Consider the following 23,089-nt stretch of genomic DNA (forward strand, 5'->3'; position numbering starts at 1 on the left):
CGTATCCGGGCGGACCTGCGGGATTTCCCGCCGCATGACATCAGAAATTGCCTGCTGGTCTTTAATCGCCCGCGCGGCATCATCGGCGGTAATCACGCCCAGCAGCTTCATCTCCTTGTCGGCCACATACAGGCTGGACACGCCGCTGTCGCGCATCAGTTGAAGCGCCACGCGCGGTCCGCGTTCGGGCCGGATCATCTCCGGCTGCCTCATGACATGCGCCGCAGTCAGCACCTTCGACAAGTCCACATCCTCCACGAACCGCTCCACATATTTGTTGGCAGGCTGGATCAGAATCTCCTCCGGCGTGCCGATCTGCACGATAACGCCATCCTTCATGAGCGCGATCCGGTCGCCGATCCGCAGCGCCTCGTCCAGATCATGCGTAATGAAGACGATGGTCTTCTTCACCCGGTCCTGCAGCTCCAGAAGCTCCTGCTGCATATCCTTGCGGATCAGAGGATCGAGCGCGCTGAACGCCTCGTCCATCAGCAGAATGTCGGGGTCGTTCGCAAGGCCCCGGGCCAGACCGACCCGCTGCTGCATTCCGCCGCTGAGCTGGTCGGGACGATGATTCTCCCAGCCGCCGAGGCCGACCAGCTCCAGCGCCTGCCGCGCCAGCTCTCTGCGTTTCTTTTTATCAACACCCTGCACCTCCAGCCCGTATTCGGCATTTCCGAGCACCGTCCGGTGCGGAAACAGGCCGAACTTCTGGAAGACCATACCGATATTTTTGCGGCGGAACTGACGAAGCTCCTCGGCATTCATCTTGACCACATCCTGTCCCCGGAACAAGACCTGTCCCGCCGTAGGGTCAATCAGCCGGTTGAGCAGACGGACAAGCGTCGACTTGCCGCTACCCGACAGCCCCATAATGACGAAGATTTCCCCTTCTTTAATATGAAAATCGGCCTGATTCACTCCGACTGTCAGCTTGGCTTCCTTGGCGATTCTTTCCTTGGACCAGCCCTGCTCCAGCAGCGCAAGCCCCTTGCGGGCGTCCTGGCCGAATATTTTCGTAAGCTGTTTCACTTCAAGTATAGGCATATGAACCTCCTTCTCCCGTATTTTCCGGGCTCCATTCACTCGTTACAGTCTAACGGACGAACGGAAGGAGAAGCAAAGCGCATATACCGTTATAATTTAACGTACAGTTTTTACTTTACGTACTTTTCATAAAGAATACTCTGTTTTACTCCAAATTTCGTTCCGATCAGGGTTCTTTACTTCATTCGGGGATGTGATTACAATACACTAGGAGAGATTGTGCAGTTATAACGCTTCCTTCAGGAGGGACGGCATGAATGATTTAGAAGGGCTGGCGCCCGAGCAAATAGAGAGAATCAGCAAGGCCCGGGAGCGCGTCATTGATTCCATTGGCAAGAACATGGATCTGTACGGCGTTACTTTATCCATCGGCCATTTGTACGGATATATGTATTTCAAGCAGGGTCCGGTTACGCTGGACGAGCTGAGCCAATCCATGGGCATGAGCAAGACGTCCATGAGCACCGGTGTGCGGACGCTGCTTGATCTGAAGATGATCGACAAGGTATGGGGGAAAGGCACGCGGAAGGATTTGTTCGAAGCCTCCTCCGACTGGTACCAGAATTTCAGCGATTATTTCTCAATCAAGTGGAGAAAAGCAGTGGAGAGCAACATGAACGCCCTGACCAAATCGCTGAACGAGATCCGGGCGATTAAAGAAGAGTACAACGGGGATGAATCGCTGGCTTCCCTGCTGAACAAGGATGAGGGCAAGATCCAGGACGCGATCAAATATTACCGCTGGCTGCTGAAGCTGATTGTGGCTCTGGAAACCGGCGCAATTTTCGAACTGATTCCGAAGGAGGAATAGTGTTCCCTGCCGGACGAAGGCGATGGAGCTTGGCCGCAAGGGCCGCCATCGCCTTTATTTTTGCTTAGGGGGCCGCCGGCTGCCGCTTCGGCTGTTTCTCTACGGGCAGGCGCAGGCAGCCTAATAGCTTCGCTTGTTGCCTTTTTTCACATATTCCCAGTCCCGCTCCACGTTCAGCCTCACCCTTTTCAGCAGCTTGTGCAGGGTCTCGATCTCCTCGCCGGATAAGCCCTCCAGGGCCGATTGGTCGGAATAATCGGACTCCCGTTTCAATAAAGGATAGGCCTCTTCCCCTTTAGCCGTGGGATACAGCTTCCTGATCTTCCGGTTGTCCGGATCGCTCCGCTTCTCGATGAACCCGTTCAGCTCCAGCTTGGAAATGGCGCGGGCCGCAGTCGTGCGGTCCACCTTGATCATCTCGGCCAGCTTCTCCTGAATCAACCCGGGCTGCTCGCAGATGCGGATCAGGTACAAATATTGCCCCTTCGTAAGCTCCAGTTCCTTGAATTCAATATTGCTGATCGAGTCGAACGCTCTGGCGATCATCCCGATTTCACGTAAAATCTCTCTCAATTTCAACGCTCCCGTTTCGATTTTTTTATTGTAAATACAACAAAATTGAATTATACTATATATACAATCATCCATCCATGGTTCCATTATGACCCGATCCGAGCCGGAAAGCCAGAACGGAGGCGGCGATTTTTGAACTGCGGCCTGAGAATCCCAAGACTTTACGAGGTGAGCGCTGTTGAACTGGCATCTGAAAGCATTTCATGAGCTGTCCAATCTGGAGCTGTACAATATTCTGAAAGCACGCACCAACATTTTCGTCGTTGAGCAGAGCTGCCCCTATTCCGAAGTGGACGGCAAGGACCCGGCCTGCTATCATCTGTTCCTGGAGGACCAGGGCGAGATTGCCGCCTACCTTCGCATTCTGCCCCCGGGCGTGGTTTATCCCGAAGCGTCGGTCGGCCGGTTTATCGTCGATCCGAAGCTTCGGGGCACGGGACTTGGCAGAGAGCTGTTCGGCAGAGGTCTGGCCTTTGTCCGGGACAACCTGCGGGAAACCCGGGTCAAGATTCACGCGCAGGCGTATCTCAGAGAGTTCTACGCCTCCTTTGGCTTCGAGCCGGTGTCGGACGTCTATCTGGAGGACGGAATTCCGCATATCGAAATGCTGCTGTCACCCGAGGAATAAGCCGCTCGGCCTGACTTCATTGGCGGGCAACCCCGGAAATTTTTCGAGGCGCTAAAGGCCCCTCGGGGACTGGAAGTAGAGTAAGGACTGCCTTCAAGAAATACTATACGAGGAGTGTTGGCATTGGGACGCATTATTGTGCTGTACGGTCCGTCCGCTTCCGGGAAGTCCGAGATTCAGCGGCAGCTGACGAATCCCGGATTTCCCCGGATCATCACGGCGACGACCCGCCCGGCCCGCCCGCATGAGACGGGTGGCGTGCATTACCTGTTCCTCAGCAAAGAGAGCTTCCTGGACAAAATGGCGCGCGGGGAGCTGATCGAGTGGACCGAGTATAACGGAGAAGGGTACGGCACGCTGCGTTCAAGCATCGAGGACGCCATAGCCGGCCCGGCCGACGCCAATATCATCCTGGATCTTGCCGGCGTGCTTGCGCTTAAAGAGCGCTACCCGAAGCATATCCTCGCCATCTTCATCGGCGCGGATCTCGCCTCGCTTGCCAGAAGGCTGGCCGAAAGAGGCGGAACTGCGGCCGAAACGGCCAACAGGCTGCGCAAGGCCCGGGAAGAGGAGCTTACCGAAGCCTATATGCAGCCTGCGGACGCCGCCCTGTGGAACAGCGACGGCACGGATTTCGCGGAGACGCTGAAGCGCGTGCGGGAAATTATCGCTTCCCCTCGGCGGGAGGCGTAATGGCGGCGCTGCTAACCCGCGCCGATTTGAGCGCTTTGGTGAACATCTTTATAGCGGACACAATCAGAATGAAGCCGAGAACCAGCTTCAACAGGCTGGACGAGATGTAAGCGATTAAGAGTCCGCCTATGAAAGACCCCGCGATCGAACCAAGCCCCATGGGAACGACCAGTTCCCTCCACTCTTTTTTCTCGTTGTAAGCTCCGTTGGAAGCATGCCGGATCATCCCGATCACCACTGTCGGCAGACTGATCAGGACGCTGGCGGTGCCCGCTGTCTTGATATCCACTCCGTAGACGAGCAGCAGAGTCGGAATAATCAGTTCCCCTCCGGCTACCCCGAGCAGGCTGCTTACAATGCCAATCCCGATCCCGAAGGCAATCCCGACGAGCACGGCAACCGGAAGAATCATTGAAATTCCGCTGGAGGCAACCGGCGAGATTCCTTCCGCGACAAGGAGCAGACCAATGGAAACGAGCAGAATAAGAATGACTTTTTCAAGTGTCCGTTCGGACAGCCGTTTGGAGTAGTTCGCCCCCGTATAAGCGCCAAGCATCCCTCCGGCGATAAAAGAGGCAATGACCGGCAGGATGGCTGTCAGCTCGGGAAGGGAAGCATGAGGAAGACGAAAGGCCAGCGAGGAGATCAGGGTCACCAGACTGACGGCCAGATTGAAAGCAACCGCCTGTCTTGTGGAATATTTAAACAAACCTACCAGCACCGGAAGACGGAATTCCGCCCCTCCAAGTCCAATTAATCCGCCCAGACAGCCGATTGGAGTTCCCGTGAGCACAGCGAGCAGAGATTTCTTGCCTTTATCGTTCATGCAGAGCCATTCCTCCTTTAATTCATAAACCTATGGAGAAAAATCCAACAAAACGGGACAAAACAACACGAAACACAACAAAACCGGATTTAAAAAAAGTGTATCCTAGCCTATAATAATTAACAAGAGTAAAAATTGAACAAGTATTGACGAGGTGACGTTCCGCATGTCCGATAACACCCTTTCGTATTCACCCGAAGAGGTGTCCAAAATTCTTAAAATTTCCAAAGGCACCGTGTATGATCTCATCAAGCGGGGGGAGCTTCCCTCCTACCGGATCGGAAAAAAGCTGCGGGTCGCTCCATCCGATCTGGAAGCCTATACCCGCCCTTCCTACGCTGCTCCCAGACATCAGCCTGAAGCGCCCGCGATTTCCATTGAGAAGCACATTCTGGATAATCATGGTCTCATTCTATGCGGCCAGGACATTGTCCTTGACGTGCTTTCCCGGCATATTGAAAAAAGAAGCCCTTCCGTCCGCTCCCTGCGTTCTTATGTGGGCAGTCTTGACGGGCTGTTGTCCCTCTACAGAGGCACCGCGAATCTCGCCGCCGCTCATTTATGGGACGGTGAAACCGACGAATTTAACATTCCTTACGTGCGCAGGCTGCTGCCAGGGCACCGGTGCGTAATCGTCAATCTGGTATTTCGCAATCAGGGCTTCTATGTTGCTCCCGGCAATCCGAAGAATCTGCGCTCCTGGGAGAGCCTGCTGGAACCGGGAATCATTCTGGCCAATCGGGAAAAAGGCTCGGGAACCCGCATCATGCTGGACGAATGGCTGCGGAGCATGGATGCGGACGCCCGTTCCATCCAAGGCTATGGGCATGAGGAAATGAGCCATGTCGCCGTGGCCAGCGCCGTTGCGCGGGGCATTGCCGACGTGGGGATCGGGACGGAGAAGGCGGCGCAGCAGGTGTCCGGCGTCGATTTCATTCCGCTCAAGAAAGAGCGCTACGACCTGGTCTTCTATAAGGAGGACATGGACAAGCCGCATTTCCAGGCGCTGCTCGCGGCGCTCCGGTCGCCCGAATTCAAGCATGAAGTAAGCGGACTCGGGGGCTATGATATTTCCCGCTGCGGAGAGATTGTCGGAGAGGTGTGACCTTGGGAACCCGGGGCATGAAACATAACGGGGACCTGGGAAATACAGAAGGACAAGCCGGGCGAAGTGCCCAAGGCTTGTCCTTCTTGTTCATCTATTGTCTATTCGCCAATCATCTTGACATAGCTCTGCTCATCAGCCACCCGGCGGGCGGTAACATAACGGTCCTGGTAATACGAATCGGACAGCTTGCTTATTCTGACTCCCTTGCTGCTGGAGGCATGGGCAAATTGACCGCCGCCAATGTAAACTCCCGCATGGGAAATCCCTCTGCCGAACGTGTTGAAAAATACCAAATCACCAGCGCGCAAATCATCTTTAGCCACTGAAGTTCCCACCCTGGCCTGGGACTGGGAGGTGCGCGGCAGATCATCGACGTTAAATTTCCTTAATACATACAGGACAAATCCGGAGCAATCGAAGCCGGAGGTGGTATTGCCTCCATACTGGTAAGGCGTTCCGAGAACCTGGTCCACGACACTCTCAAGCTTTACCTCACTTGCGTATGTACGGGGTGCGGCGGAAGTAAATATAGCGGCGGCTGCGATTAGCGACAGAATGACTTTCTTCAGAACCTTGTTCTCCCTTCAATGCCTGCGGAGTTAGCTGAGAGCGGCAATTAGTTAATATTTTGTAACTATTGATACTTTATTATATGGAAAACAAGACTGTCAATCCTTGTGTAACCTCGTTTTTTATAAGAAAAACAAGCACGCTTCTGCAACCATTCATTTCGTTAATAAGAACAAATTTGTAACTATATCTCCCTATATCCCAGGATGTGGAACTCCCCAACGAGATTGTGACGAAAATGTGCTTATTTAAAATAACTATTATAAATTCCGTAAGTATTTGAAGTTAATCTTATTGACATACAGAAAGCACTGAAGTTATCATGTTGCTAATTGAGAATAATAATCATTATCTAGGGGGATGTTTGGAAATGGGGAAGCGTAAATTCTTTGCTCCACTGCTTACGGGAGTGCTAGCTGCCGGTCTGCTGGCCGGATGCGGAGCGGACAAGGCGAATGAAGCCGGTGCGGCGAATACACAAGCGACGGCTAAGCCGAGCGCACAGGCTGCGGAGCAAGTGGTCAATATCTATACCGCCCGGAACTATGATGTGGACGCGCTGCTGTATAAGAAATTCACGGAAGAAACCGGCGTTAAAGTGAACGTCATTGAAGGCAAAGCAGAGGAACTAATTGAGCGCATGAAGCGTGAAGGCGAAAGCACACAGGCCGACCTGTTCCTCACGGTAGACGGCGGCGTGTTGAACAATGCCAAGCAGGCTGGACTGCTCCAGCCGGTTACTTCGGCAACGATCGACCAGAATGTTCCGAAAGAGTTGCGCGACCCGGACAATGAGTGGATCGGACTCTCCACACGCGCTCGTGTAATCGTCTACTCCAAGGATCGCGTAAAGCCGGAGCAGCTCTCCACCTATGAGGACCTGACCAGCCCGGCCTGGAAAGGCAAAGTGCTTGTCCGTCCGTCCTCCAGCTTGTACAACCAGTCCCTGCTGTCCTCCTTCATTGAATTGAACGGCGAAGCGAAAGCGGAAGAATGGTCCAAAGGATTGGTAGCCAATCTGGCCCGTACTCCGGAAGGCAACGACCGTGACCAGGCCAAGGCGATTGTCGCCGGTGTAGGCGATGTGGCGCTGATGAATACGTACTACGTGGGCCTGCTGATCAATTCGGATGATCCGGAAGAAGTGAAGGTCGGCCAGAGCATCGGCGTCTTCTTCCCGAACCAGGAAACGACTGGCACTCATGTGAATATCAGCGGCGCGGCTGTAACCAAGTACAGCAAGAACAAGGACAACGCCGTCAAGCTGATCGAATTCCTGACCGGTACCGAAGCGCAGACGATGGTTACCAATGAAAACTTCGAGTTCCCTGTTAATGCCAAAGCCGAGCTGCCCGAGCTGCTCAAATCCTGGGGAACGTTCAAAACGCAGCACATCGATTTCAACCAATTGGGCGTTCACAATGCCAAAGCAATTGAGATCATAAACAAAACAGGCTGGAAATAGTTTATGAATCTAAACACAGTTAAGGTACAGATACAAAGACGCCTTAGCGGTTGGCGAATCGTAAGCTTGGCGGGGGCGGCAGTTATTTTGCTGCCCATTCTTTTTGTACTGATCTCGATCTTTAATCCGCCAAGTGGCAATTGGGTTCAAATCAGGCAGTATCTCGTCAAAGATTATATCGCCCAGACGGTTCAGCTAACGCTGACGGTCGCCGTACTGACAGCATTGCTCGGGGTAACGCTGGCCTGGCTTACGGCGGTCTTTGATTTTCCGGGAAAATGGTTCTTTAGGTGGTCGCTGATTCTTCCTCTGGCTATTCCTCCATACATCGCCGCTTTCACATACAGCACGATGTTCAGCTACACCGGCGTTGTCCAGACGACGCTGCGGAACCGGTTCGGAATTGTTCCCAATCAGGAGCTGATTACCGTCTCCTCCATGCGGGGAGCGGTCCTTGTATTTACTTTGTTTTTGTTTCCTTATGTATATCTGATTACCAAATCGTTTCTGGAAAGACAGAGCGCCTCATATATAGAGAACGCCCGGCTGCTGGGAAGAAACGGCCTGTCGATCTTCCTGCGGATCGCGCTTCCTTTGTCCCGGCCGGCCATTGCGGGCAGTATCAGCCTCGTGATCTTTGAGGTGCTGAGCGATTACGGGGTAACAAGTTATTTTGGCATACAGACCGTCTCGACAGCGATCTTCCAGACCTGGTTCGGGATGTATGACGCCGATTCGGCGATGCGCCTTGCCGCCTGGCTCATGATGATTGTCATCGGCTTGTTCCTGGTCGAAATGCTGCTGCGCAAACGGCGCGCATACAGCTCGACGACGAGTAAGTCGAGGCCGCTTGTGCCGAGGCGCTTAACAGGAGCTCGCGGGTGGGCAGCCTCCCTGTTCTGTATGATCGTCTGGTGCGCGGCCTTTTTGTTCCCGCTTCTGCAATTAATCGTATGGGCGGGCTGGACCTTTGACCGCATGTGGAACGCGGGATTGTTCCGGCTGATCTACCAAACCTTGTTCGTGGCTGTCGTCTCCACCTTGATCATCATGATTTTTTCGCTGATTGCCGCCGGGGCCAACCGGACGCGATCCACCGCTTCATTTGTGCTCTCCAAGGCGATAACCGCCGGATATTCAATGCCCGGGGCCATTATCGCCATCGGTGTGCTGGTTGTTTTTTTGAAGCTGGATAAAGTCTGGGCGGCCTTCCATCATCAGCTCAAGCTCGGGGGAATCCCGCTTGTGCTCAGCCTGACTCTCGCGATGCTGATCGCGGGGTACGTGATCCGGTTTATGGCTACCGGGTATAACGCCGTGGAAGTCGGGTTTGAGAAAATCGGCCGGAAATACTCGGAAGCGTCCCGCATGCTGGGGCACGGAATGACTGCAACCTTTTTCAAAGTCGATCTGCCTTTAATTAAGGGAGCCGTAATGAGCGGATGCCTCCTGACCTTTGTGGAAATCTGCAAGGAGCTGCCGCTGGCTTTAATCCTTAGACCCTTCAATTTCGAGACCCTGGCTACCAAAGCTTACCGGTATGCGAGCGATGAACAGATTTTCGAGGCGGCCATTCCCTCTCTGCTTATCATTGGCATCAGCTTGATCTCGGTTTACGTTATGCATTATTTAGACAGGAGGTGGGAGCAATGAGTATCGTAGATATCCGGAATCTGTCCTTCTCTTATGAGCGGGGCAAGTCCGCAGTGATCGACCGGTTCTCGTGTTCCATTGAAAAAGGGGATATTGTCGGGATCGTAGGCGCAAGCGGCAACGGAAAAAGCACGCTGCTGCGGCTGATCGCGGGTCTGGAAACTCCTTCGGGCGGGGAGATTCGGATCAACGGGGCTCCCGTTGTGAATGAGGGCTGCTACATCCAGCCGGAGCGGCGGGGCGTCGGGATGGTGTTTCAGGATTACGCCCTGTTCCCTCATATGACCGTCCGCAAAAATATCGAGTTCGCCCTGCATCGTCTCCCCCGCAAAGAACGGGCCAAACGGCTGGAGGAAATGCTGGAGCTTGTCCAGCTGGGCGAATTCAAAGAGCGTTACCCGCATGAGCTGAGCGGAGGGCAGCAGCAGAGAGTGGCGCTCGCCCGGGCGCTGGCGCAGAAGCCTGCGGTTCTGCTGATGGATGAGCCTTTCAGCAACCTGGACGCGGGGCTAAAGGACGCAATCCGTTCGGAGCTGCGGACGATTCTGAAGAAAGCGCAGATGACCTGCCTGTTCGTCACCCACGACCATCAGGATGTGGAGGCGATCAGCGACCGGTCGATTCATCTGGGTCCGGGGTCTGCTCCGGGCGTACGAGTGCTGACCTGCAAGGCTTAATGTTGCGGCATCATAATATGATAACACCAAAAAGTGTAGTTGAGCCGCATGGCATTCTTGGATTCATAATAGGCGTGAGTTCTCTCCGATGATATAAGGAGGTGCTCCGATATGTCCAGGCAAAATGATATTGACCATTATGGGATGGATGTGAAAGACTTGGATGCCAGCCCCTTTGAAATGGTCGAGATGCTCCGGCTGCGGAGCAAGATTCATTCGTATTTCCGAGAATTGACCGACGAAGAGAAGCTGGAGGTTAATCGATATGATTTGATCCTCCTGTCTAACGCCAGGGATTCTACGATAAATTGAAGCTCATTCATGACTTTCAGAATAGCAATAAGCCAGAAGACGAGTGGTGGTGGCATTTGCATAACGTGGTAAGGGCCTTCTACAAAAGGAGTTTCTCCATTAGCTTTGCAGACCCCCACGGGGATTTGATGGTCAACATGGTATAAATTAGATAGAAGCCAAATTCCACGGGTGGGGTTGGCTTTTTTACTTATATGGCTTCTGGCCAATTCCTTTTCTCCAGAATATCGATCTCCACTTCCGGCAACTCTGCCGAAAGTTCCTGCATCCGCTTCTCCAGGTTTTAGCAGTTCCTGAAAGGAAAGAATCAAGGAAAGCATCCCCTCCAGAATGTAGACCTGAGACATAAACAAGAGCCGTCAGGCCAAAGACTTAACCCAATTTTAAACAAAACCTGCCCGCAACTGTCGGCTCGTATGAGTTTGACAGTTTTTTGTTGGGCTGTATCAACCCAAAATTGATTTAGATGGCATATTTTGTTACAAAAATATTAATTTTTAGAAAATACATGACACAATAATTGCCATATCAATTGGTAAGTTTTATAATAAGCAATGTTTAAATGTACAAATTTTAATTGAAAGGATTGGTATTTATGACTCATTTTGTACGCTCTATCACTTCACCCAAAAAATTTATTTGCGGACATGGCTTGCTTGCCAATTTGAATGACCACATTCAGAGCTTCGGCGACAACGCCTACATCATTTGCGACGAGTTCATCCTGGAGCGCGCACAGCGCGAAGCGGGCGCTTCCATCGCCGCAGCGGGAAATAAAGCGACGTTCGAGAAATTCAACTATGAATGCACCAAGGAAGAAATTGAGCGCAACCGTGAGCTGGCCCGCAAAGCCGGGGCCAATATAATCGTAGGCATTGGCGGAGGAAAGACGCTGGATACGGCAAAAGCGACCGCCTATTATGAGAAATTGCCGGTTGTCATTTTCCCTACTCTCGCATCGACAGACGCTCCTTGCACGGCTCTCTCCGTCATTTATAAACAGGACGGCTCCTTCGACGAATATCTCTTCCTGCCGAGCAATCCGGATGTTGTAGTTGCCGATACAGGCATCCTGGCGGCCGCGCCGGCACGGTTCTTTGCCGCAGGCATCGGCGATGCACTGGCGACCTACTTTGAAGCCCGGGCTTGCTATGCCGCAAACGGCGATAACCTTGTGCTGATGAAGCCTTCCACAACAGGCCTTGGCATCGCCAAAATGTGCTATGAAGCGCTGCTTCAGCATGCGGTCAAGGCGCAGCGCGCCGTCGAGCAGAAGGTGTATACCCGCGCGGTAGAAGAAACGATCGAAGCAACGATTTATTTGAGCGGAGTCGGGGCGGAATCCGGCGGTCTGGCGGCCGCGCATGCTATCCACAACGGGATGACAGCTGTGCCTTCACTACATAGAGCCCAGCATGGCGAGAAAGTAACCTTTGGCCTTCTGGCCCAACTGGTGCTTGAGAATGCACCGCTCGATGAACTGGAAACCGTGATCAAGCTGATCAAGGATGTGGGTCTGCCTTTGACCCTTGAAGATCTGGGATGCACGGAATTTATCGAGTCCGAATGGCGGCAGGTAGCGGAAGCCGCTTGCGCGGAAGGGGACACCATGGGCAATATGCCGTTCCCGGTTGAACCGGCTGATGTATATAACGCGATTGTCGTTGCCAACGCTATTGCCAACTCTTATAAATAAGCTCTCAATTATACGGCGAAAGAGGCCCTTTAAGCTATTGGAAACGGCTTAAAGCGGCCTCTTTCAACGTTTTTTCTCTTGCGAATCCAATGGACGGGGAGAAATATAAGATTTCAATTCGGGTAAATTTTCTAGTTGATAACTGTTAGCTAACTCGGGTATTGTTCTCTCACTAACCTCACTTAGTTTAGTCAACAATAAATAATTTTGCTCCCGTTTTAGTTGCAGACCGATGAGGCTCAGCGTCATCTGCAACTTGATAACTCATGCCTGGCTTTAATAGAAATGTTCGCCCATCACTTAGCTCTGTCTCTAGTTCTCCTTCTAGAACTAATAGGACATGTCCCCGGCTGCACCATTGATCAGCAAGATATCCAGGTGTGTACTCAACCATCATTCCACCTGTAAACAAAGTGAAACAATAGTATCTGCAAATGCAGCACGATGATTTAAAAGAAATCTCTCATTATTTCGTATGACCAAGAAAGACAATCCACTTCATCCGTTTACAGTCTGCCCATACGCAGGAGGCTCTCCGGATTGCTCCCGGGTGTTCCGTAAGCTCCGACAAAATCAACCCATCCAAGGGCTAGTCTAGATATTCAGACCAAGCTTCAATTCGATCCGTTTGCTCCTCATTCCTGTTCTCCGACAATATAAAACTTGTAGCCTACTCCCCATACCGTCTGAATCGGATTGTAAGTCATGCCCGCTTTCTGGAGCTTTTCACGAATATTTTTGATATGGGTATCCACCACCCTGACCTCGCCCTCATAATCATAGCCCCATAACCTTTCGACGAGCTCCTCTCTGCTGAAGGCGCGCTGCCTGCTTTGGGCTAAAAGAGCCAGCAAATCGAACTCCTTCGGGGTAAAATCAACCGGCGCATCCTGAATACGAACCTCCCGCGCGTCGGGAAATATGGTCATTTGCGGGAATTCAAGCACCCATTGCTGAGGAAGCGAGGTCTGGGTAATCGTTGATCTGCGGATTAATGAGTAGATTCGGGCGAGCAGCTCTTCGGAATCAAACGGCTTGGTTAAATAATCGTCCGCGCCGATCCCCAATCCATGAATCTTATCCTTGGTTTCAGTACGTGCCGTCAGCATCAATATCGGAACCGTTTCCGTTTCTCTGATTACCTTGCACACTTGCCAGCCATCCATATCCGGCATCATGACGTCGAGCAGAATAATATCAAAGGTGTGCCTCTTGACCATCGATAACGCCTCCAGCCCTGTAGACGCTTCCTTAACCTGAAATCCCTCCTTCATCAAATAAATCCGGAGCAGGTTCCTCATATTCCATTCATCATCTACAATCAACACTTGAAGCCTCGGCACCATGCCCACCTTCTTCGTTCTCTGTGATACTTCATATTGTAAGGGGCGATTATGGAGAAACTATGTTGAAATACGGGTTCGAACGGAAAAAGTCAGGCATGCAAGCTGACCCCAGGCTCATACGATACTATAAAACAAGCAGGGGGTTGTACCATGTTCAACTGGATAATTGCAGCTTTCTTCTATACTTTTATTATAGGTTGGCCGATTGGCTTTATTTACCGCTTCCGCTCCGGCGTTACGGGTACAATTGCAATGATTTCGCCAATGGTGAACGGAATGATTGTCGGCTTTGGGAGCGGGACGGTCATTGGCGCCGGAATGTCAGCGAGCGTATTCCTGTCATTGCTGACCAGCGCGCTGACAGGCATCCTCGCAGGGGGATTAACCGGCTTATTCATGAATATCGGGGCATTTCTGAACGGGGCGCTATCCGGCATGATGGCCGGTTTGATGGGGGCGATGCTTGTCATAATGCTGCCCCCGTCCGAGTGGAATCGCATGATTTTTATTTTTATGGCCGCCTGCGGTTTCCTTCAATTTGTTCATACTCTGATGCTCCAAGGTCAGATCGAGGAATCCGTTCTGAAACGCTCCGCTTGGATCTTTCGTACCCCTCTTCTTATGTTTCTGGCGGTCGCCGCATTCCTTATCCTTTACACCGCAGGCGGCACCTCCGGTGGTTCCATTCCTGACCCTAAGCATCCAAGCCACTCTATGATGAAGATGTAATGGAAGAGCCGGACTTCCCGTTTACCCTATAAATATTTTACATGGCAGCCATCATTTCATCTTCTCATTCCTCCAATTACATCATTCCCATTCCGCTGCCGCTGTTCATATTATTCATGCTGCCGCCGTTGTTCATATTGCCGCTATTGTTCATGTTGCCGCCGCCGCCCATATTCATCATGTCCATGTCATCCATCATGCCGCCCGAGCTGCCCATGCTGCCGGACGATCCCATGCTGCCCGAGCTGCCCATATTCATATTGGACTGTCCGCCGTTCATGTACTGCTGCTGCATCCGCATCATATCCTGCTGCAACTGGTTCATACGCTGCATCATTTCATTCATTTGATCCATCGGCACGGTGCCGCTGATTGTCCCCTGCATTGAAACGCCTGTACCGGCAGTCCCGTTCACATGAGTGTTATGAAGACTGTTCGTTGACGTTGTGGTACCCGGGTTAGCCGGATTAGTCAGATTAAGCAGAATGACCGAAATAATTAAACCGATAAACGAGAAGATCGCCAATTTTAACCAACCATTTGTTTTCATCAGGGATGTTCCTCCAATTGAGCTCGTTGTTTTTCTTTCTTCAGGGTTACTTGCACCGCTAATATAGCCGTACGTTTTGGTCAACAGGTAATAAATAGCATAGAGCACGCCGGCGACGAGAAGGATCAGCAGGGATGCCATATACAGGTTTCCAAAGGCTCCGAGAGCGTTCATTTTGAGTTCCTCCTTTTGACGGGCTTCGGCCATACGATGGCAAGAAACAAGGCCCCGGCTAAAATGACTGGCAGCGCAAATACAAGGAGCGCCGTTGTTATCAGATGAATAGCATACAGCTTCCCTGCCTGCTGGTGATGACCGGCATGCTCTCCATTGCCTGACAGGGCCTCCGGACTATCCATTGTACCGGGATTGAACAGATCCGGCACGGTTGCGGAACCCAGAAGCTCTTGGCTCATCATGTCTGCCATGGAAGCATCCATTTGCGAAACCTTTTCCGATGGATTGCTCCAGGAAAGGGCCAGTACAAGGACGACAATGACGGCAAACACGGAGCTGAGCTGCCAGAACGGCCGCTTTTGTTTATTGAACATGGGTTACACCTTTCTTCTGCACCGTACGTAGACGCCGCCAGCTATGCTGATCGCCAATAGAGGAAATGCGAATTGAACACTCTCATACATTAGCCATTGCACATTTGTGTCTTCTTTCACATGCATGGACAATCCCATCAGGGAGGTCTCCATGGCCTTCATCATCCCCATCATGAAGCTCATCGTTTCTTGCTCGGTCGGTCCAAAGCGAAACATTGAGATCAATATGGCGGCGAAGGCAAAGAAGAATGATGTCGTTACCATCCAGATCAACAGCCTAAACCATTTTTTCTGCATCCACATGACAAAAGCCCCTCCCTTCTTGTGATTATCTTCCCCTCCGCGCCTTTTTCTTCGGCCACTTTAACGCATGGGTCTTCATATAGATGTGCCAGATCACGCTTGCTGCCGCCAGATAAGTCAATTTTTCATGAATCCATAGAGTAAAAGCCGTTGCGGCGTGGTTGCTGTCCATGAAGAGCCAGATCACCGCTCCGGTAATAATAAAAATCAGAGTGGTAATGAAGGTAAAGAGTCCATAACCGGATGGGCCGAATACAATCCATGGCTTTCGGGTCTGATCCCGTCTCAGAATACGGATCATTTCGTAGATGATGACAATCAGGGTGAGCAAGACGTATATAGCGGCGGCCAAGCGGTGCACGATATCGGCGGTCGCAATATCATACTGCATCACCCAACCATATTTCGCTCCGGCCATTGCAATTCCGCTCAACGCCAAGATGGAGAACACCAGCGCCCATAACCAGTGAAGGATAAAATCAAACTTCATTACCCGCATCAGCCTCAATCCGTGTTAGTCTTGGTTTGTCTCCGTGTCATCCGGACTTGCCTTGGCGGCAGGAGGGAGTTCCTCAGCAGAATTGGATTTCGCTTCATTTCCTGCGGTCAGAACAGCCCCGGTGGAAGAAGCCACAGGAGTCTTGTTGATATTTTGCTTCACATAACTGTACAAGGACGCGATCAAGGCTACGACAAACAGAATGGTCAACAGCTTGACAAAAAAGGTCAATATTCCGGCAACGCTCCAAGCGGAGACAAGCCCGACCCGGTTCGGATGAAATCCGCCATTCATCAGAATACCCAGCAGATACAACACGATGATTACGCCAATAAACGTGGCGGCCAGGACAACAATGGTCTTTAACAGCGGATCATTGTTAATGATCTGTTTCCCTTTATTGTAGGATTCTTTAAAGTACGCGTTCTTCAGCCAGACGGCAAGCCCGACAACAATGCTGATAATCAAGGCCACGAACAGCAGTTGAGTCACTGTTGAGAGGATTCCGCCGATTACGCTCCCTGTGCTTTCATAAGTTCCCATATTCATCGTGCCTTGTACATTTCCGGACATATCCATATCCATCATTTCTTGCGTCTCCTCCTTCTGGTTCAAGTCTTGTCTTCCGTGTTGACCGGTTCCGGCCTCGCTGCAACCAGGCTTCGGATCATTCCAATTAATGCGACCGCCAATAAAACAACGAACACTGCGGCGATCGTCGTCATCAGCCCCGGCATTGGAATGCCCTTAATGCTAAACCCATTGGATTGGCTATCGGAAACCGTATTCGAAGCTTCCGCATTAGCGAGATTCCGGGCCTGTACAACCGTTTGTTCCATTTGATTGCTGACCCACCGGTTCAGGCTGTCCATTTCCATAACGGTTTGGGCCAACTGGTAAATGGCCTTGTTCGTCTGCCGGATATCATCAGGCCCGCCATAAGCTGCCGGGGCTCCCGAAATATTGGACAGGAACAAATCTTTGGCGTTATTCAGCCTGGCATTTACGTTGTTAAGCGTCGCCTTGCTCTGAATCAGCAGGTTATAGCGGTTAACATACATCTGGTAAGCCGGGGCCGCCGATTCAGTCAATCCGGCCTGGGATGCCAGCATTTGGTCCAGCTGATTCAGCAAATATACACTTTCTGACAGAAGGTAGATGCCCCTCTGACCGTTCTGAATCTGTATCGGATGTTGTACATCAACCTGACCGCCGGTTCCGCCTGAACCACTGTTGCTATACGTTGCGGCACTCGCCGGAATGGCGTAAGGGTATTCCGACATCCAATCCGCCATTTGCTTAACCGCTTCATTCGCGCCCGCTACCTTTTTCTGCAGTTCATTAACAGGGTTCACCTGCATGCCCGGCGCTTCCTCCGATGGCTGAATGGCCGAGTGCCCGCTGTGCGCGCTGTGCGCGCTTGTTTCCTTGGCCGGGGTTTCAAAGCTATTCCAGGCTATAAGGCCGCTCTTCGAAACGAACCATCCGATATATCCAAGGCCGGACAAGAGCATGATGATAAGAATAAAACCGATAACTCTGCGAATGGCTTTCAAAGCCTTCTCACCTCCTTTTGTGAAGAGTACATTGATATCTTTGCCTGTAGCTCAACAATACCAATTCACTTTGGGGAAAGTGTGAAGAAACCATGGGGAAAGCATGTTTTTGTTCGTGGCCGTCCACCCTAAACCCGCCTCAAAGAAAGGGCGCCCCGGCAGCCATTTCCATGGCTTATGGGACACCCCTGTTAGCACAAAGCAAGACCGCTTCTATTCGGGTGTGATGAACGCCGCGTCTACCAGGCCGACCGCAACTTCCAGATGTCCAACGACGCGAGGTTTACGCTGCCGCCGCTTGCGAAGACCTCCAGCATTACACTGGCCGGTTCCGGGTAGATATTGTTGGTCATGACCGTACGGTAATGATCCGTATAAATCTCGACAACACAGGTATCGACAAAAATATGAAGCCTCAGCGGCTCATTCCCCGTTCTCTCCAGAACCGCCGACCGGACGCCCTCGCTCCAGCCGTCGGAGCGGGTGCGGTCAAAGCGCAGCTCGCCCGTCTTCGTGTTGTACACCAGCAGCGTATGCTGCGCGCCGTCCGCTGAGCTTCTCAGCACGAAGCCGATTTCTTCGGCGGTGCAGCCGGACATTTCGAACTCCGCCCTGATCTCCAGGCAGTCGCTTCCCACATATTTGGGGATCACCGAAGCTCCCGGCGCGACCGCGGTCTGCCCGATATGGAAGTGCTCCCGGCGCAGAACCTCCAGTTCCTTGACCGGCATAAATTTGAGCCGCCCATCACCGTCCAGCTCCACAGTGCGCGGAGCCGACATGGCGCCGCACCAGTCATTCTTGGCGGTCGGCCCGAAGTCCTTGAACCACGGCATCCAATCCCACGCATTCAGCCAGGCGATAATGATCCGTCTGCCCTGGGCGCCCGAGAAGGACTGCGGAGCGTAGTATTCAAAGCCATGATCCACATCGCCCATCGTGTCCCAGGTGAATTTCCCGGTCCCATAGTCCATGTCTCCGGTCAGATAGATGGTTTTGCGCTCCCCCATGCCCATTGGCGAGAACATCAGCACATAACGGCCACCCAGCGGGAAGAAATCCGGGCACTCCCACATCGTCCCCATCGTTCCGTCGCTTTCGGCCAGCACGCCAGCATAGTCCCATTCGCGAAGATCCGGCGATTTGTAGAGCAGAGCCTTCCCTTTGCCGTCCTTGCCGGAGCCGACAACCATGTACCACGTCCCGTCATGCTTCCACACTTTCGGATCGCGGAAATCGGCGGAGCCGTCCTCCGGCGGCCCGGGAATGACCGGATTGCCCTTGTACTTCTCAAAGGTGATTCCATCCTGGCTGGTAGCGAGGCATTGGGACTGGATCAGAGCGCCGTCTCTAATGACCGTCCCCGTGTAGAGAACGGACAGAACGCCGTTGTCATCGACCGCACTTCCCGAGAAGACGCCTCCGCGCTCGTCCAGATCATACGGCTCGCTTGGGGCAAGCGCGATCGGCAGATGCTCCCAGTGGACGAGATCCTTGCTCTTGGCGTGGCCCCAGTGCATGGCGCCCCATTTGGCCGCGTAAGGATAATGCTGATAGAACAGATGATATTCGCCTTTGTAGAAAATCAGGCCGTTCGGATCGTTAATCCAATAGGCCGGGGCCATAAAATGATATTTCAGCCGTCCGGGGTCCTTGCCGACTGCGTCCTTCACCCGGGAAATGGACTGTTCCGCTTTTAATAGCGCTTCCCGATGCAACCAAGCTCCTTGAATGGGCAGCTCCACCGTTATCCCTCCTAATTGGCAGGACTGGAGCCTCGGCAGGCTCCGCCAACCTCTCTTTTATTCAGACATGAACGAATCGCGCACGCTTTGGCTCTGCCGGATATTGCCCTCGGAATGCCAGGATACCCGGTCCACCTTGCTCTGAACCTGCTCTTCGCGCCCTTGGGCATAGCCGTCCATCCGTTCTTTAGCCAGCTTATACGATTCCTCCATCTCTGCATTCAGAACGGCCTTCTTAAGCGCGCCGGGACCAGGAAATTGCGGCATCAGCTGTATTCGCTCCTCCACCGGCAGGATGCCGAACGGCTTGGACGGCAGGGTCTGATACCAGTAGGCGGTCGATGACCAATCGTCGGACAGATGGTTGGCATGGCCGTGCTCAATCGTCACCTTAATGCTCTCCGAGAAATGGACCGGGTCGGTGATATGAAACCGGTAGGAGACCTGATAGCCCGGAACGTCGCTCTCATGCACAATGGAGCCGTGGAACGGGAACGCATTCTTTTGCATCCCCCAGGCATGGTTGAAATAATCCTCGGCGCCCGTGCCGACGATGCTCGGCAGCTTCTCTCCGTCAATAAAAATCATATCGTCCCCCTCGCCCCACCAGCTGCCCTGAAAATGGGTAACCGAGAGGTTGCAGCCGATATAGTGGCCCTTGCCTTCCGCCTCCAGAATGACGTAATTGCCCTCGCCGTCCAGATTGGCTACCCGGTTAACCTCCGGCGTGTTCACCTGAAGGTCCGGCCCCCAGCCGTCGCACGGGTTCTCGCGGCGCCACTGTGCATGGAAATAAGCGGTATCATCGCCAAACGGCCGCTTGTACAGCTCGTAATCGATGTGGAAATACAAGCCGAACGGCACATCGTTCTCGTTAATGATCTCGAGCTTGGCCCGTTTGTTGAACGGCATCGGCAGATAGCAGTTGACGGAAGCCACGCCGCCGAATTTGAACTGCTCCTCTGGCTTCACTGACACGGTAAATGGCAGGGAAGCGAAGTTGCCGGGCATGGAATGGCCGATGCAGAAGAAATCGCCGTACGGCACAAGGACGCTTGGATGGGCCTGGTCATCCCAGGTCATCCGGATCAGCACCTTGCGGTACCAGGCTGGATCGGCCGATTCCCAGGTTACGCCGAGCGCGTTGTGAATCTCGTTAACCGGCGCGATTTGGCCGCCCCATTCGGGATGCATTACGCTCGGCCCATGCACCCGGCGGCAGAACGAGGTCATCCAGATATGATTGATGCTGCCCGGTCCCTCGATATCGCCAAGCACGACGGAGCCGCCGGCCGGAATCATCCAGTAGTCCTGATTGCGCCCGTCCTGGTCCCAGCTGGACACACGCGCTGAGCGGACCTCCTTCAGTTGGGTCAATTGGCCGAGCAGGTTAAGCGACTGAGTATGCATGCGTGATATCTCCTTTGCGATAGGTAATTTTTTCATACTAAAAAGAGTTGCAACCGCAGTATGCGTCCAGCCCTAGCCCTTTACAGCCCCGGCCGTCATGCCTTCGATAATGAATCTTTGAAAGACGGCGAAGAACACCAGCTGCGGGATAATGAGCAGCGTGCTTGCCGCAATAATGCCGCCGTAATCAATGTTGAAGCGGCCTTTGAACTGGGAAATGCCAAGCGAGATCGTCGTCATCGTTTCATTGCTGATCAGGGTTACCGCGAACGGGAACTCGTTCCAGATATACAGCATGTTGAAAATGAACACCGTCGCGACCACCGGCATAATAATCGGAAATACGACCGATCTGCCCAGCGTAAGGAGACCGGTTCCGTCAATAATGGCCGCTTCCTCCACCTCTCTCGGAAATCCACGGAGAAAGCCTGTAAAGAGCAGCGTATTGAAGGAAATCGAGGTCGCAATGTAGGGAATAATCAGCGAAGCGTACGTATTGAGCAGCCCGAAGGACAGGGTCAGACGGTACACCGGGAACAGCAGGATGAACGCGGGTATGGCCAATCCCGCCAGCAGGAACGCGGTCACCGACTGTCTCAAGCGTTCGGAGCGGAACACCATGCGCGTCAAGGCATAGGAGCTCATGAACGTAATCAAGACTTCAATCACGATGGTGATAGCGGCAATGATGAACGTATTGGTATACAGCAGCCCCATATTCAGCGTCGCAAGCGCCCGCTCATAATTGTCAAAGCTTAGCGTCTCGGGCAGACTGAACGGATTATTCAGAATCTCGCTGTTTGATTTGAACGACAGCAGAATCATCCACAGGAAAGGAAACATAATCAGCAGAGTAATGCTGTAAGCCAGCACAGTCATGCCGAAACTTCCGGTTATGCGCCCTTTTTTCACGCGCTTCGCTTCCTTCACCGCAGAGCTTGTCGTGGCCCCGGACATAGAATTCATCTCGCTCTCCTCCTATTCCTCAATACTCTTTCTGCTCAAGCTCATATAGATTAGGGAAAAGATCAGGGTCAGCAGAAAGGTAACGGTGGCGATAGACATGCCGTAGCCGTATTCGCCCGAGGTGAAGGTTACATTGTACATGTAAGTAACCATGACCTCCGACAGATGGTTGGGTCCCCCATTAGTCAGCAGCAGCACGGTTTCAAATATTTTAAATACTCCGGTAATAATCAAAATAACATTAATCTTGACCGTTTCGTTCAGCATCGGGATGGTGATCCGGAGCATCTGCTGAAGCTTGCCTGCTCCGTCGATGGAACTGGATTCGTAGACGTCCCTGGGAATCATCTTAAGCCCGGCCAGGAAAATAGTCGCCAGAAAGCCGATCATCTGCCAGGTAAACACAATCCCGATGGAGTATGGGGTCAGGGTCTTTCCGCCAATCCACGACAGGGCAAACCGTCCGAGACCCAGCTTGGTCAGGATCACGTTGATCATGCCCATTTGAGGATCGAGAATAAACACCCAGATCAGGCCAACCAGAATGGGAGCGACAATGCTGGGCGCAAAATTCAGCGCCTTGACGGCGTTGCCCCCTTTCACCTTGACATTGAGCAGCAGCGCGAGCAGGAAAGATCCCGGCAGGAGCAGCAGCAGGGCGACGGCCAGCACAATCAGCGTATTCTTCAGCGAAATCCAGAACAGGGAATCCTGCCAGAGCCTGCTGAAATTATCCAGGCCGATAAATCTCGCCGCACCGATTCCCGTATATTCGGTTAGACTGTAATAGAAGGAGATCAGCACGGGCATGATGATGTAGCCCAGATAGACGAGCAGCGTAGGAATCAGCATGAATAGAATGTATCTTCGTTTACTGAGCCAGATCATTTCGCTCTCCCCCTCCGCCCTGAGCAAAGCTTCCAATCATGACATCAACCGCCTTTCCGGGGTTTGGTATCGGCTGCCTCCGGATACCGGGGCGCTTGGCAGCAGCCTCTGTCTTCCTGTTACTTCGCGACTTTCTGGTCGATCAGATCGAGCGCTTGCTCCGGCTTGTAAATGCCGTTGATTACGCCGTAAATACTGTCGTTAAGCTGGTTGGCTACCGCTTCGCTTACTACGAGATCGGGCTGCGCCTTGGGCCGCTCCCATCCCGGCTCATTCAGCTTGCTTATGACTTCCGCGTACACCGGATATTTCTCCTTGTCTACGGTTCCCGTATACTTCACAACCGGCGGCGCTTCGTTCTCGGCCATCACCGCAGCGCCCTCCTGGCTGTAAAAGAAAGCGAAAAACTTCTGAACCGCGTCATACTTGGCCGGGTCCTCCTTCACTTTCGCGCTGGTGACCAGCGGAGCGGCGGGGGGGGGCGCGG

Annotated in this window: 26 protein-coding genes and 1 pseudogene; 10 read left to right on the forward strand and 17 right to left on the reverse strand. The window is 52.7% G+C overall.

Annotated elements, in window-relative coordinates; all coding sequences use genetic code 11:
• Positions 1–1,047, reverse strand: a 1,047-nt coding sequence (locus L692_RS0103685) for a quaternary amine ABC transporter ATP-binding protein (protein ID WP_025697311.1), incomplete at its 3' end; no start/stop codon positions are given.
• A gap of 253 nt (positions 1,048–1,300) precedes the next feature.
• Here L692_RS0103685 and L692_RS0103690 point away from each other — a divergent pair.
• Positions 1,301–1,858: a GbsR/MarR family transcriptional regulator gene (locus tag L692_RS0103690; RefSeq protein ID WP_025697313.1), complete on the forward strand. Its 558-nt coding sequence runs from the start codon at positions 1,301–1,303 to the stop codon at positions 1,856–1,858.
• A gap of 120 nt (positions 1,859–1,978) precedes the next feature.
• On the opposite strand, the gene L692_RS0103700 is transcribed toward L692_RS0103690, so the two are convergent.
• The gene (locus tag L692_RS0103700; RefSeq protein WP_025697315.1) at positions 1,979–2,431 is read right to left on the reverse strand and encodes a MarR family winged helix-turn-helix transcriptional regulator; all 453 of its coding nucleotides are present in this window, start codon (positions 2,429–2,431) and stop codon (positions 1,979–1,981) included.
• A gap of 178 nt (positions 2,432–2,609) precedes the next feature.
• Between L692_RS0103700 and L692_RS0103705 the strand changes: the two genes are divergently transcribed.
• Both L692_RS0103705 and L692_RS30480 read left to right on the forward strand, forming a co-directional pair.
• On the forward strand, positions 2,610–3,059 hold the full coding sequence (locus L692_RS0103705; RefSeq protein ID WP_025697317.1) for a GNAT family N-acetyltransferase: 450 nt from the start codon (positions 2,610–2,612) through the stop codon (positions 3,057–3,059).
• Positions 3,060–3,182: 123 nt separating this feature from the next.
• The gene (locus tag L692_RS30480; protein ID WP_025697319.1) at positions 3,183–3,752 is read left to right on the forward strand and encodes a guanylate kinase; all 570 of its coding nucleotides are present in this window, start codon (positions 3,183–3,185) and stop codon (positions 3,750–3,752) included.
• Here the strand turns inward: L692_RS30480 and L692_RS0103715 are convergent.
• Positions 3,724–4,578 (reverse strand): sulfite exporter TauE/SafE family protein, encoded by an 855-nt coding sequence (locus L692_RS0103715; protein ID WP_025697321.1) that lies wholly within the window; start codon positions 4,576–4,578, stop codon positions 3,724–3,726. The genes L692_RS30480 and L692_RS0103715 overlap by 29 nt on opposite strands.
• A gap of 166 nt (positions 4,579–4,744) precedes the next feature.
• Between L692_RS0103715 and L692_RS0103720 the strand changes: the two genes are divergently transcribed.
• The gene (locus L692_RS0103720; RefSeq protein WP_025697323.1) at positions 4,745–5,683 is read left to right on the forward strand and encodes a helix-turn-helix transcriptional regulator; all 939 of its coding nucleotides are present in this window, start codon (positions 4,745–4,747) and stop codon (positions 5,681–5,683) included.
• Positions 5,684–5,784: 101 nt separating this feature from the next.
• On the opposite strand, the gene L692_RS0103725 is transcribed toward L692_RS0103720, so the two are convergent.
• Positions 5,785–6,255, reverse strand: coding sequence for a C40 family peptidase (locus L692_RS0103725; protein ID WP_025697324.1), 471 nt, complete (start codon positions 6,253–6,255; stop codon positions 5,785–5,787).
• A gap of 371 nt (positions 6,256–6,626) precedes the next feature.
• Between L692_RS0103725 and L692_RS0103730 the strand changes: the two genes are divergently transcribed.
• From L692_RS0103730 to L692_RS0103750, 5 genes are all read left to right on the forward strand, one after another.
• Positions 6,627–7,721, forward strand: a complete 1,095-nt coding sequence (locus L692_RS0103730) for a Fe(3+) ABC transporter substrate-binding protein (protein WP_025697325.1) — start codon at positions 6,627–6,629, stop codon at positions 7,719–7,721.
• Between the two features lie 87 nt (positions 7,722–7,808).
• Entirely contained in the window at positions 7,809–9,374 is a 1,566-nt protein-coding gene (locus L692_RS0103735; RefSeq protein ID WP_312001233.1) for an ABC transporter permease, read from the forward strand.
• On the forward strand, positions 9,371–10,051 hold the full coding sequence (locus tag L692_RS0103740) for an ABC transporter ATP-binding protein (RefSeq protein WP_025697329.1): 681 nt from the start codon (positions 9,371–9,373) through the stop codon (positions 10,049–10,051). Before L692_RS0103735 ends, L692_RS0103740 begins: the two co-directional genes overlap by 4 nt.
• A 111-nt stretch (positions 10,052–10,162) precedes the next feature.
• Entirely contained in the window at positions 10,163–10,363 is a 201-nt protein-coding gene (locus tag L692_RS0103745) for a hypothetical protein (protein ID WP_025697331.1), read from the forward strand.
• A 595-nt stretch (positions 10,364–10,958) separates the two neighbouring features.
• Positions 10,959–12,059, forward strand: a complete 1,101-nt coding sequence (locus tag L692_RS0103750; RefSeq protein ID WP_025697332.1) for a glycerol dehydrogenase — start codon at positions 10,959–10,961, stop codon at positions 12,057–12,059.
• Between the two features lie 187 nt (positions 12,060–12,246).
• Here the strand turns inward: L692_RS0103750 and L692_RS33975 are convergent, their stop codons facing one another.
• Together L692_RS33975 and L692_RS0103755 are read right to left on the reverse strand one after the other, a co-directional pair.
• Positions 12,247–12,456 carry a DHCW motif cupin fold protein gene (locus L692_RS33975; protein WP_198027698.1) on the reverse strand — a complete coding sequence of 70 codons (210 nt, stop codon included), beginning with the start codon at positions 12,454–12,456 and terminating at the stop codon, positions 12,247–12,249.
• 238 nt (positions 12,457–12,694) lie between these two features.
• Positions 12,695–13,405, reverse strand: a complete 711-nt coding sequence (locus tag L692_RS0103755; RefSeq protein WP_036721831.1) for a response regulator transcription factor — start codon at positions 13,403–13,405, stop codon at positions 12,695–12,697.
• 150 nt (positions 13,406–13,555) lie between these two features.
• Here L692_RS0103755 and L692_RS0103760 point away from each other — a divergent pair, with 150 nt between their 5' ends.
• Positions 13,556–14,134 carry a hypothetical protein gene (locus L692_RS0103760; protein ID WP_025697336.1) on the forward strand — a complete coding sequence of 193 codons (579 nt, stop codon included), beginning with the start codon at positions 13,556–13,558 and terminating at the stop codon, positions 14,132–14,134.
• A gap of 76 nt (positions 14,135–14,210) precedes the next feature.
• On the opposite strand, the gene L692_RS0103765 is transcribed toward L692_RS0103760, so the two are convergent.
• The 11 genes and pseudogenes from L692_RS0103765 to L692_RS32370 all read right to left on the reverse strand — a co-directional run.
• Positions 14,211–14,858, reverse strand: a complete 648-nt coding sequence (locus tag L692_RS0103765) for a hypothetical protein (protein ID WP_025697340.1) — start codon at positions 14,856–14,858, stop codon at positions 14,211–14,213.
• The gene (locus L692_RS0103770) at positions 14,855–15,235 is read right to left on the reverse strand and encodes a hypothetical protein (RefSeq protein WP_025697342.1); all 381 of its coding nucleotides are present in this window, start codon (positions 15,233–15,235) and stop codon (positions 14,855–14,857) included. Before L692_RS0103770 ends, L692_RS0103765 begins: the two co-directional genes overlap by 4 nt.
• Before the next feature lie 3 nt (positions 15,236–15,238).
• A complete protein-coding gene (locus L692_RS0103775) occupies positions 15,239–15,538 on the reverse strand; it encodes a hypothetical protein (protein ID WP_025697344.1) in 300 nt (99 codons plus the stop codon).
• A 25-nt stretch (positions 15,539–15,563) separates the two neighbouring features.
• Complete coding sequence (locus tag L692_RS0103780) at positions 15,564–16,028, reverse strand: cytochrome b/b6 domain-containing protein (RefSeq protein WP_198027699.1); 465 nt, start codon at positions 16,026–16,028, stop codon at positions 15,564–15,566.
• A 24-nt stretch (positions 16,029–16,052) separates the two neighbouring features.
• On the reverse strand, positions 16,053–16,625 hold the full coding sequence (locus L692_RS0103785; RefSeq protein ID WP_156940292.1) for a hypothetical protein: 573 nt from the start codon (positions 16,623–16,625) through the stop codon (positions 16,053–16,055).
• Positions 16,626–16,648: 23 nt separating this feature from the next.
• A complete protein-coding gene (locus tag L692_RS0103790; protein WP_025697349.1) occupies positions 16,649–17,593 on the reverse strand; it encodes a hypothetical protein in 945 nt (314 codons plus the stop codon).
• 239 nt (positions 17,594–17,832) lie between these two features.
• Entirely contained in the window at positions 17,833–19,338 is a 1,506-nt protein-coding gene (locus L692_RS0103795) for a glycoside hydrolase family 32 protein (protein WP_025697351.1), read from the reverse strand.
• A gap of 57 nt (positions 19,339–19,395) precedes the next feature.
• Positions 19,396–20,748, reverse strand: a complete 1,353-nt coding sequence (locus tag L692_RS0103800) for a glycoside hydrolase family 172 protein (protein WP_025697353.1) — start codon at positions 20,746–20,748, stop codon at positions 19,396–19,398.
• A 72-nt stretch (positions 20,749–20,820) separates the two neighbouring features.
• A complete protein-coding gene (locus L692_RS0103805) occupies positions 20,821–21,714 on the reverse strand; it encodes a carbohydrate ABC transporter permease (RefSeq protein WP_025697355.1) in 894 nt (297 codons plus the stop codon).
• Between the two features lie 12 nt (positions 21,715–21,726).
• Positions 21,727–22,602 carry a carbohydrate ABC transporter permease gene (locus L692_RS0103810; RefSeq protein ID WP_025697357.1) on the reverse strand — a complete coding sequence of 292 codons (876 nt, stop codon included), beginning with the start codon at positions 22,600–22,602 and terminating at the stop codon, positions 21,727–21,729.
• 119 nt (positions 22,603–22,721) lie between these two features.
• Positions 22,722–23,089 (reverse strand): annotated as a pseudogene (locus tag L692_RS32370) (hypothetical protein); the annotation flags it as partial.

It is taken from the genome of Paenibacillus forsythiae T98 (assembly GCF_000520735.1).
GTDB lineage: Bacteria > Bacillota > Bacilli > Paenibacillales > Paenibacillaceae > Paenibacillus_AQ > Paenibacillus_AQ forsythiae.

What these genes read in the sequence shown, in the direction of transcription:
- L692_RS33975 (WP_198027698.1), bottom strand. Translation starts at nt 12,456, where the DNA reads ATGATGGTTGAGTACACACCTGGATATCTTGCTGATCAATGGTGCAGC.
- L692_RS0103740 (WP_025697329.1), top strand. Translation starts at nt 9,371, where the DNA reads ATGAGTATCGTAGATATCCGGAATCTGTCCTTCTCTTATGAGCGGGGC.
- L692_RS0103765 (WP_025697340.1), bottom strand. Translation starts at nt 14,858, where the DNA reads ATGAACGCTCTCGGAGCCTTTGGAAACCTGTATATGGCATCCCTGCTG.
- L692_RS0103800 (WP_025697353.1), bottom strand. Translation starts at nt 20,748, where the DNA reads ATGCATACTCAGTCGCTTAACCTGCTCGGCCAATTGACCCAACTGAAG.
- L692_RS0103780 (WP_198027699.1), bottom strand. Translation starts at nt 16,028, where the DNA reads ATGAAGTTTGATTTTATCCTTCACTGGTTATGGGCGCTGGTGTTCTCC.
- L692_RS0103775 (WP_025697344.1), bottom strand. Translation starts at nt 15,538, where the DNA reads ATGTGGATGCAGAAAAAATGGTTTAGGCTGTTGATCTGGATGGTAACG.
- L692_RS0103770 (WP_025697342.1), bottom strand. Translation starts at nt 15,235, where the DNA reads ATGTTCAATAAACAAAAGCGGCCGTTCTGGCAGCTCAGCTCCGTGTTT.
- L692_RS0103755 (WP_036721831.1), bottom strand. Translation starts at nt 13,405, where the DNA reads ATGGTGCCGAGGCTTCAAGTGTTGATTGTAGATGATGAATGGAATATG.
- L692_RS0103805 (WP_025697355.1), bottom strand. Translation starts at nt 21,714, where the DNA reads ATGAATTCTATGTCCGGGGCCACGACAAGCTCTGCGGTGAAGGAAGCG.
- L692_RS0103760 (WP_025697336.1), top strand. Translation starts at nt 13,556, where the DNA reads ATGTTCAACTGGATAATTGCAGCTTTCTTCTATACTTTTATTATAGGT.
- L692_RS0103690 (WP_025697313.1), top strand. Translation starts at nt 1,301, where the DNA reads ATGAATGATTTAGAAGGGCTGGCGCCCGAGCAAATAGAGAGAATCAGC.
- L692_RS0103715 (WP_025697321.1), bottom strand. Translation starts at nt 4,578, where the DNA reads ATGAACGATAAAGGCAAGAAATCTCTGCTCGCTGTGCTCACGGGAACT.
- L692_RS0103720 (WP_025697323.1), top strand. Translation starts at nt 4,745, where the DNA reads ATGTCCGATAACACCCTTTCGTATTCACCCGAAGAGGTGTCCAAAATT.
- L692_RS0103745 (WP_025697331.1), top strand. Translation starts at nt 10,163, where the DNA reads ATGTCCAGGCAAAATGATATTGACCATTATGGGATGGATGTGAAAGAC.
- L692_RS0103810 (WP_025697357.1), bottom strand. Translation starts at nt 22,602, where the DNA reads ATGATCTGGCTCAGTAAACGAAGATACATTCTATTCATGCTGATTCCT.
- L692_RS0103730 (WP_025697325.1), top strand. Translation starts at nt 6,627, where the DNA reads ATGGGGAAGCGTAAATTCTTTGCTCCACTGCTTACGGGAGTGCTAGCT.
- L692_RS0103750 (WP_025697332.1), top strand. Translation starts at nt 10,959, where the DNA reads ATGACTCATTTTGTACGCTCTATCACTTCACCCAAAAAATTTATTTGC.
- L692_RS0103785 (WP_156940292.1), bottom strand. Translation starts at nt 16,625, where the DNA reads ATGATGGATATGGATATGTCCGGAAATGTACAAGGCACGATGAATATG.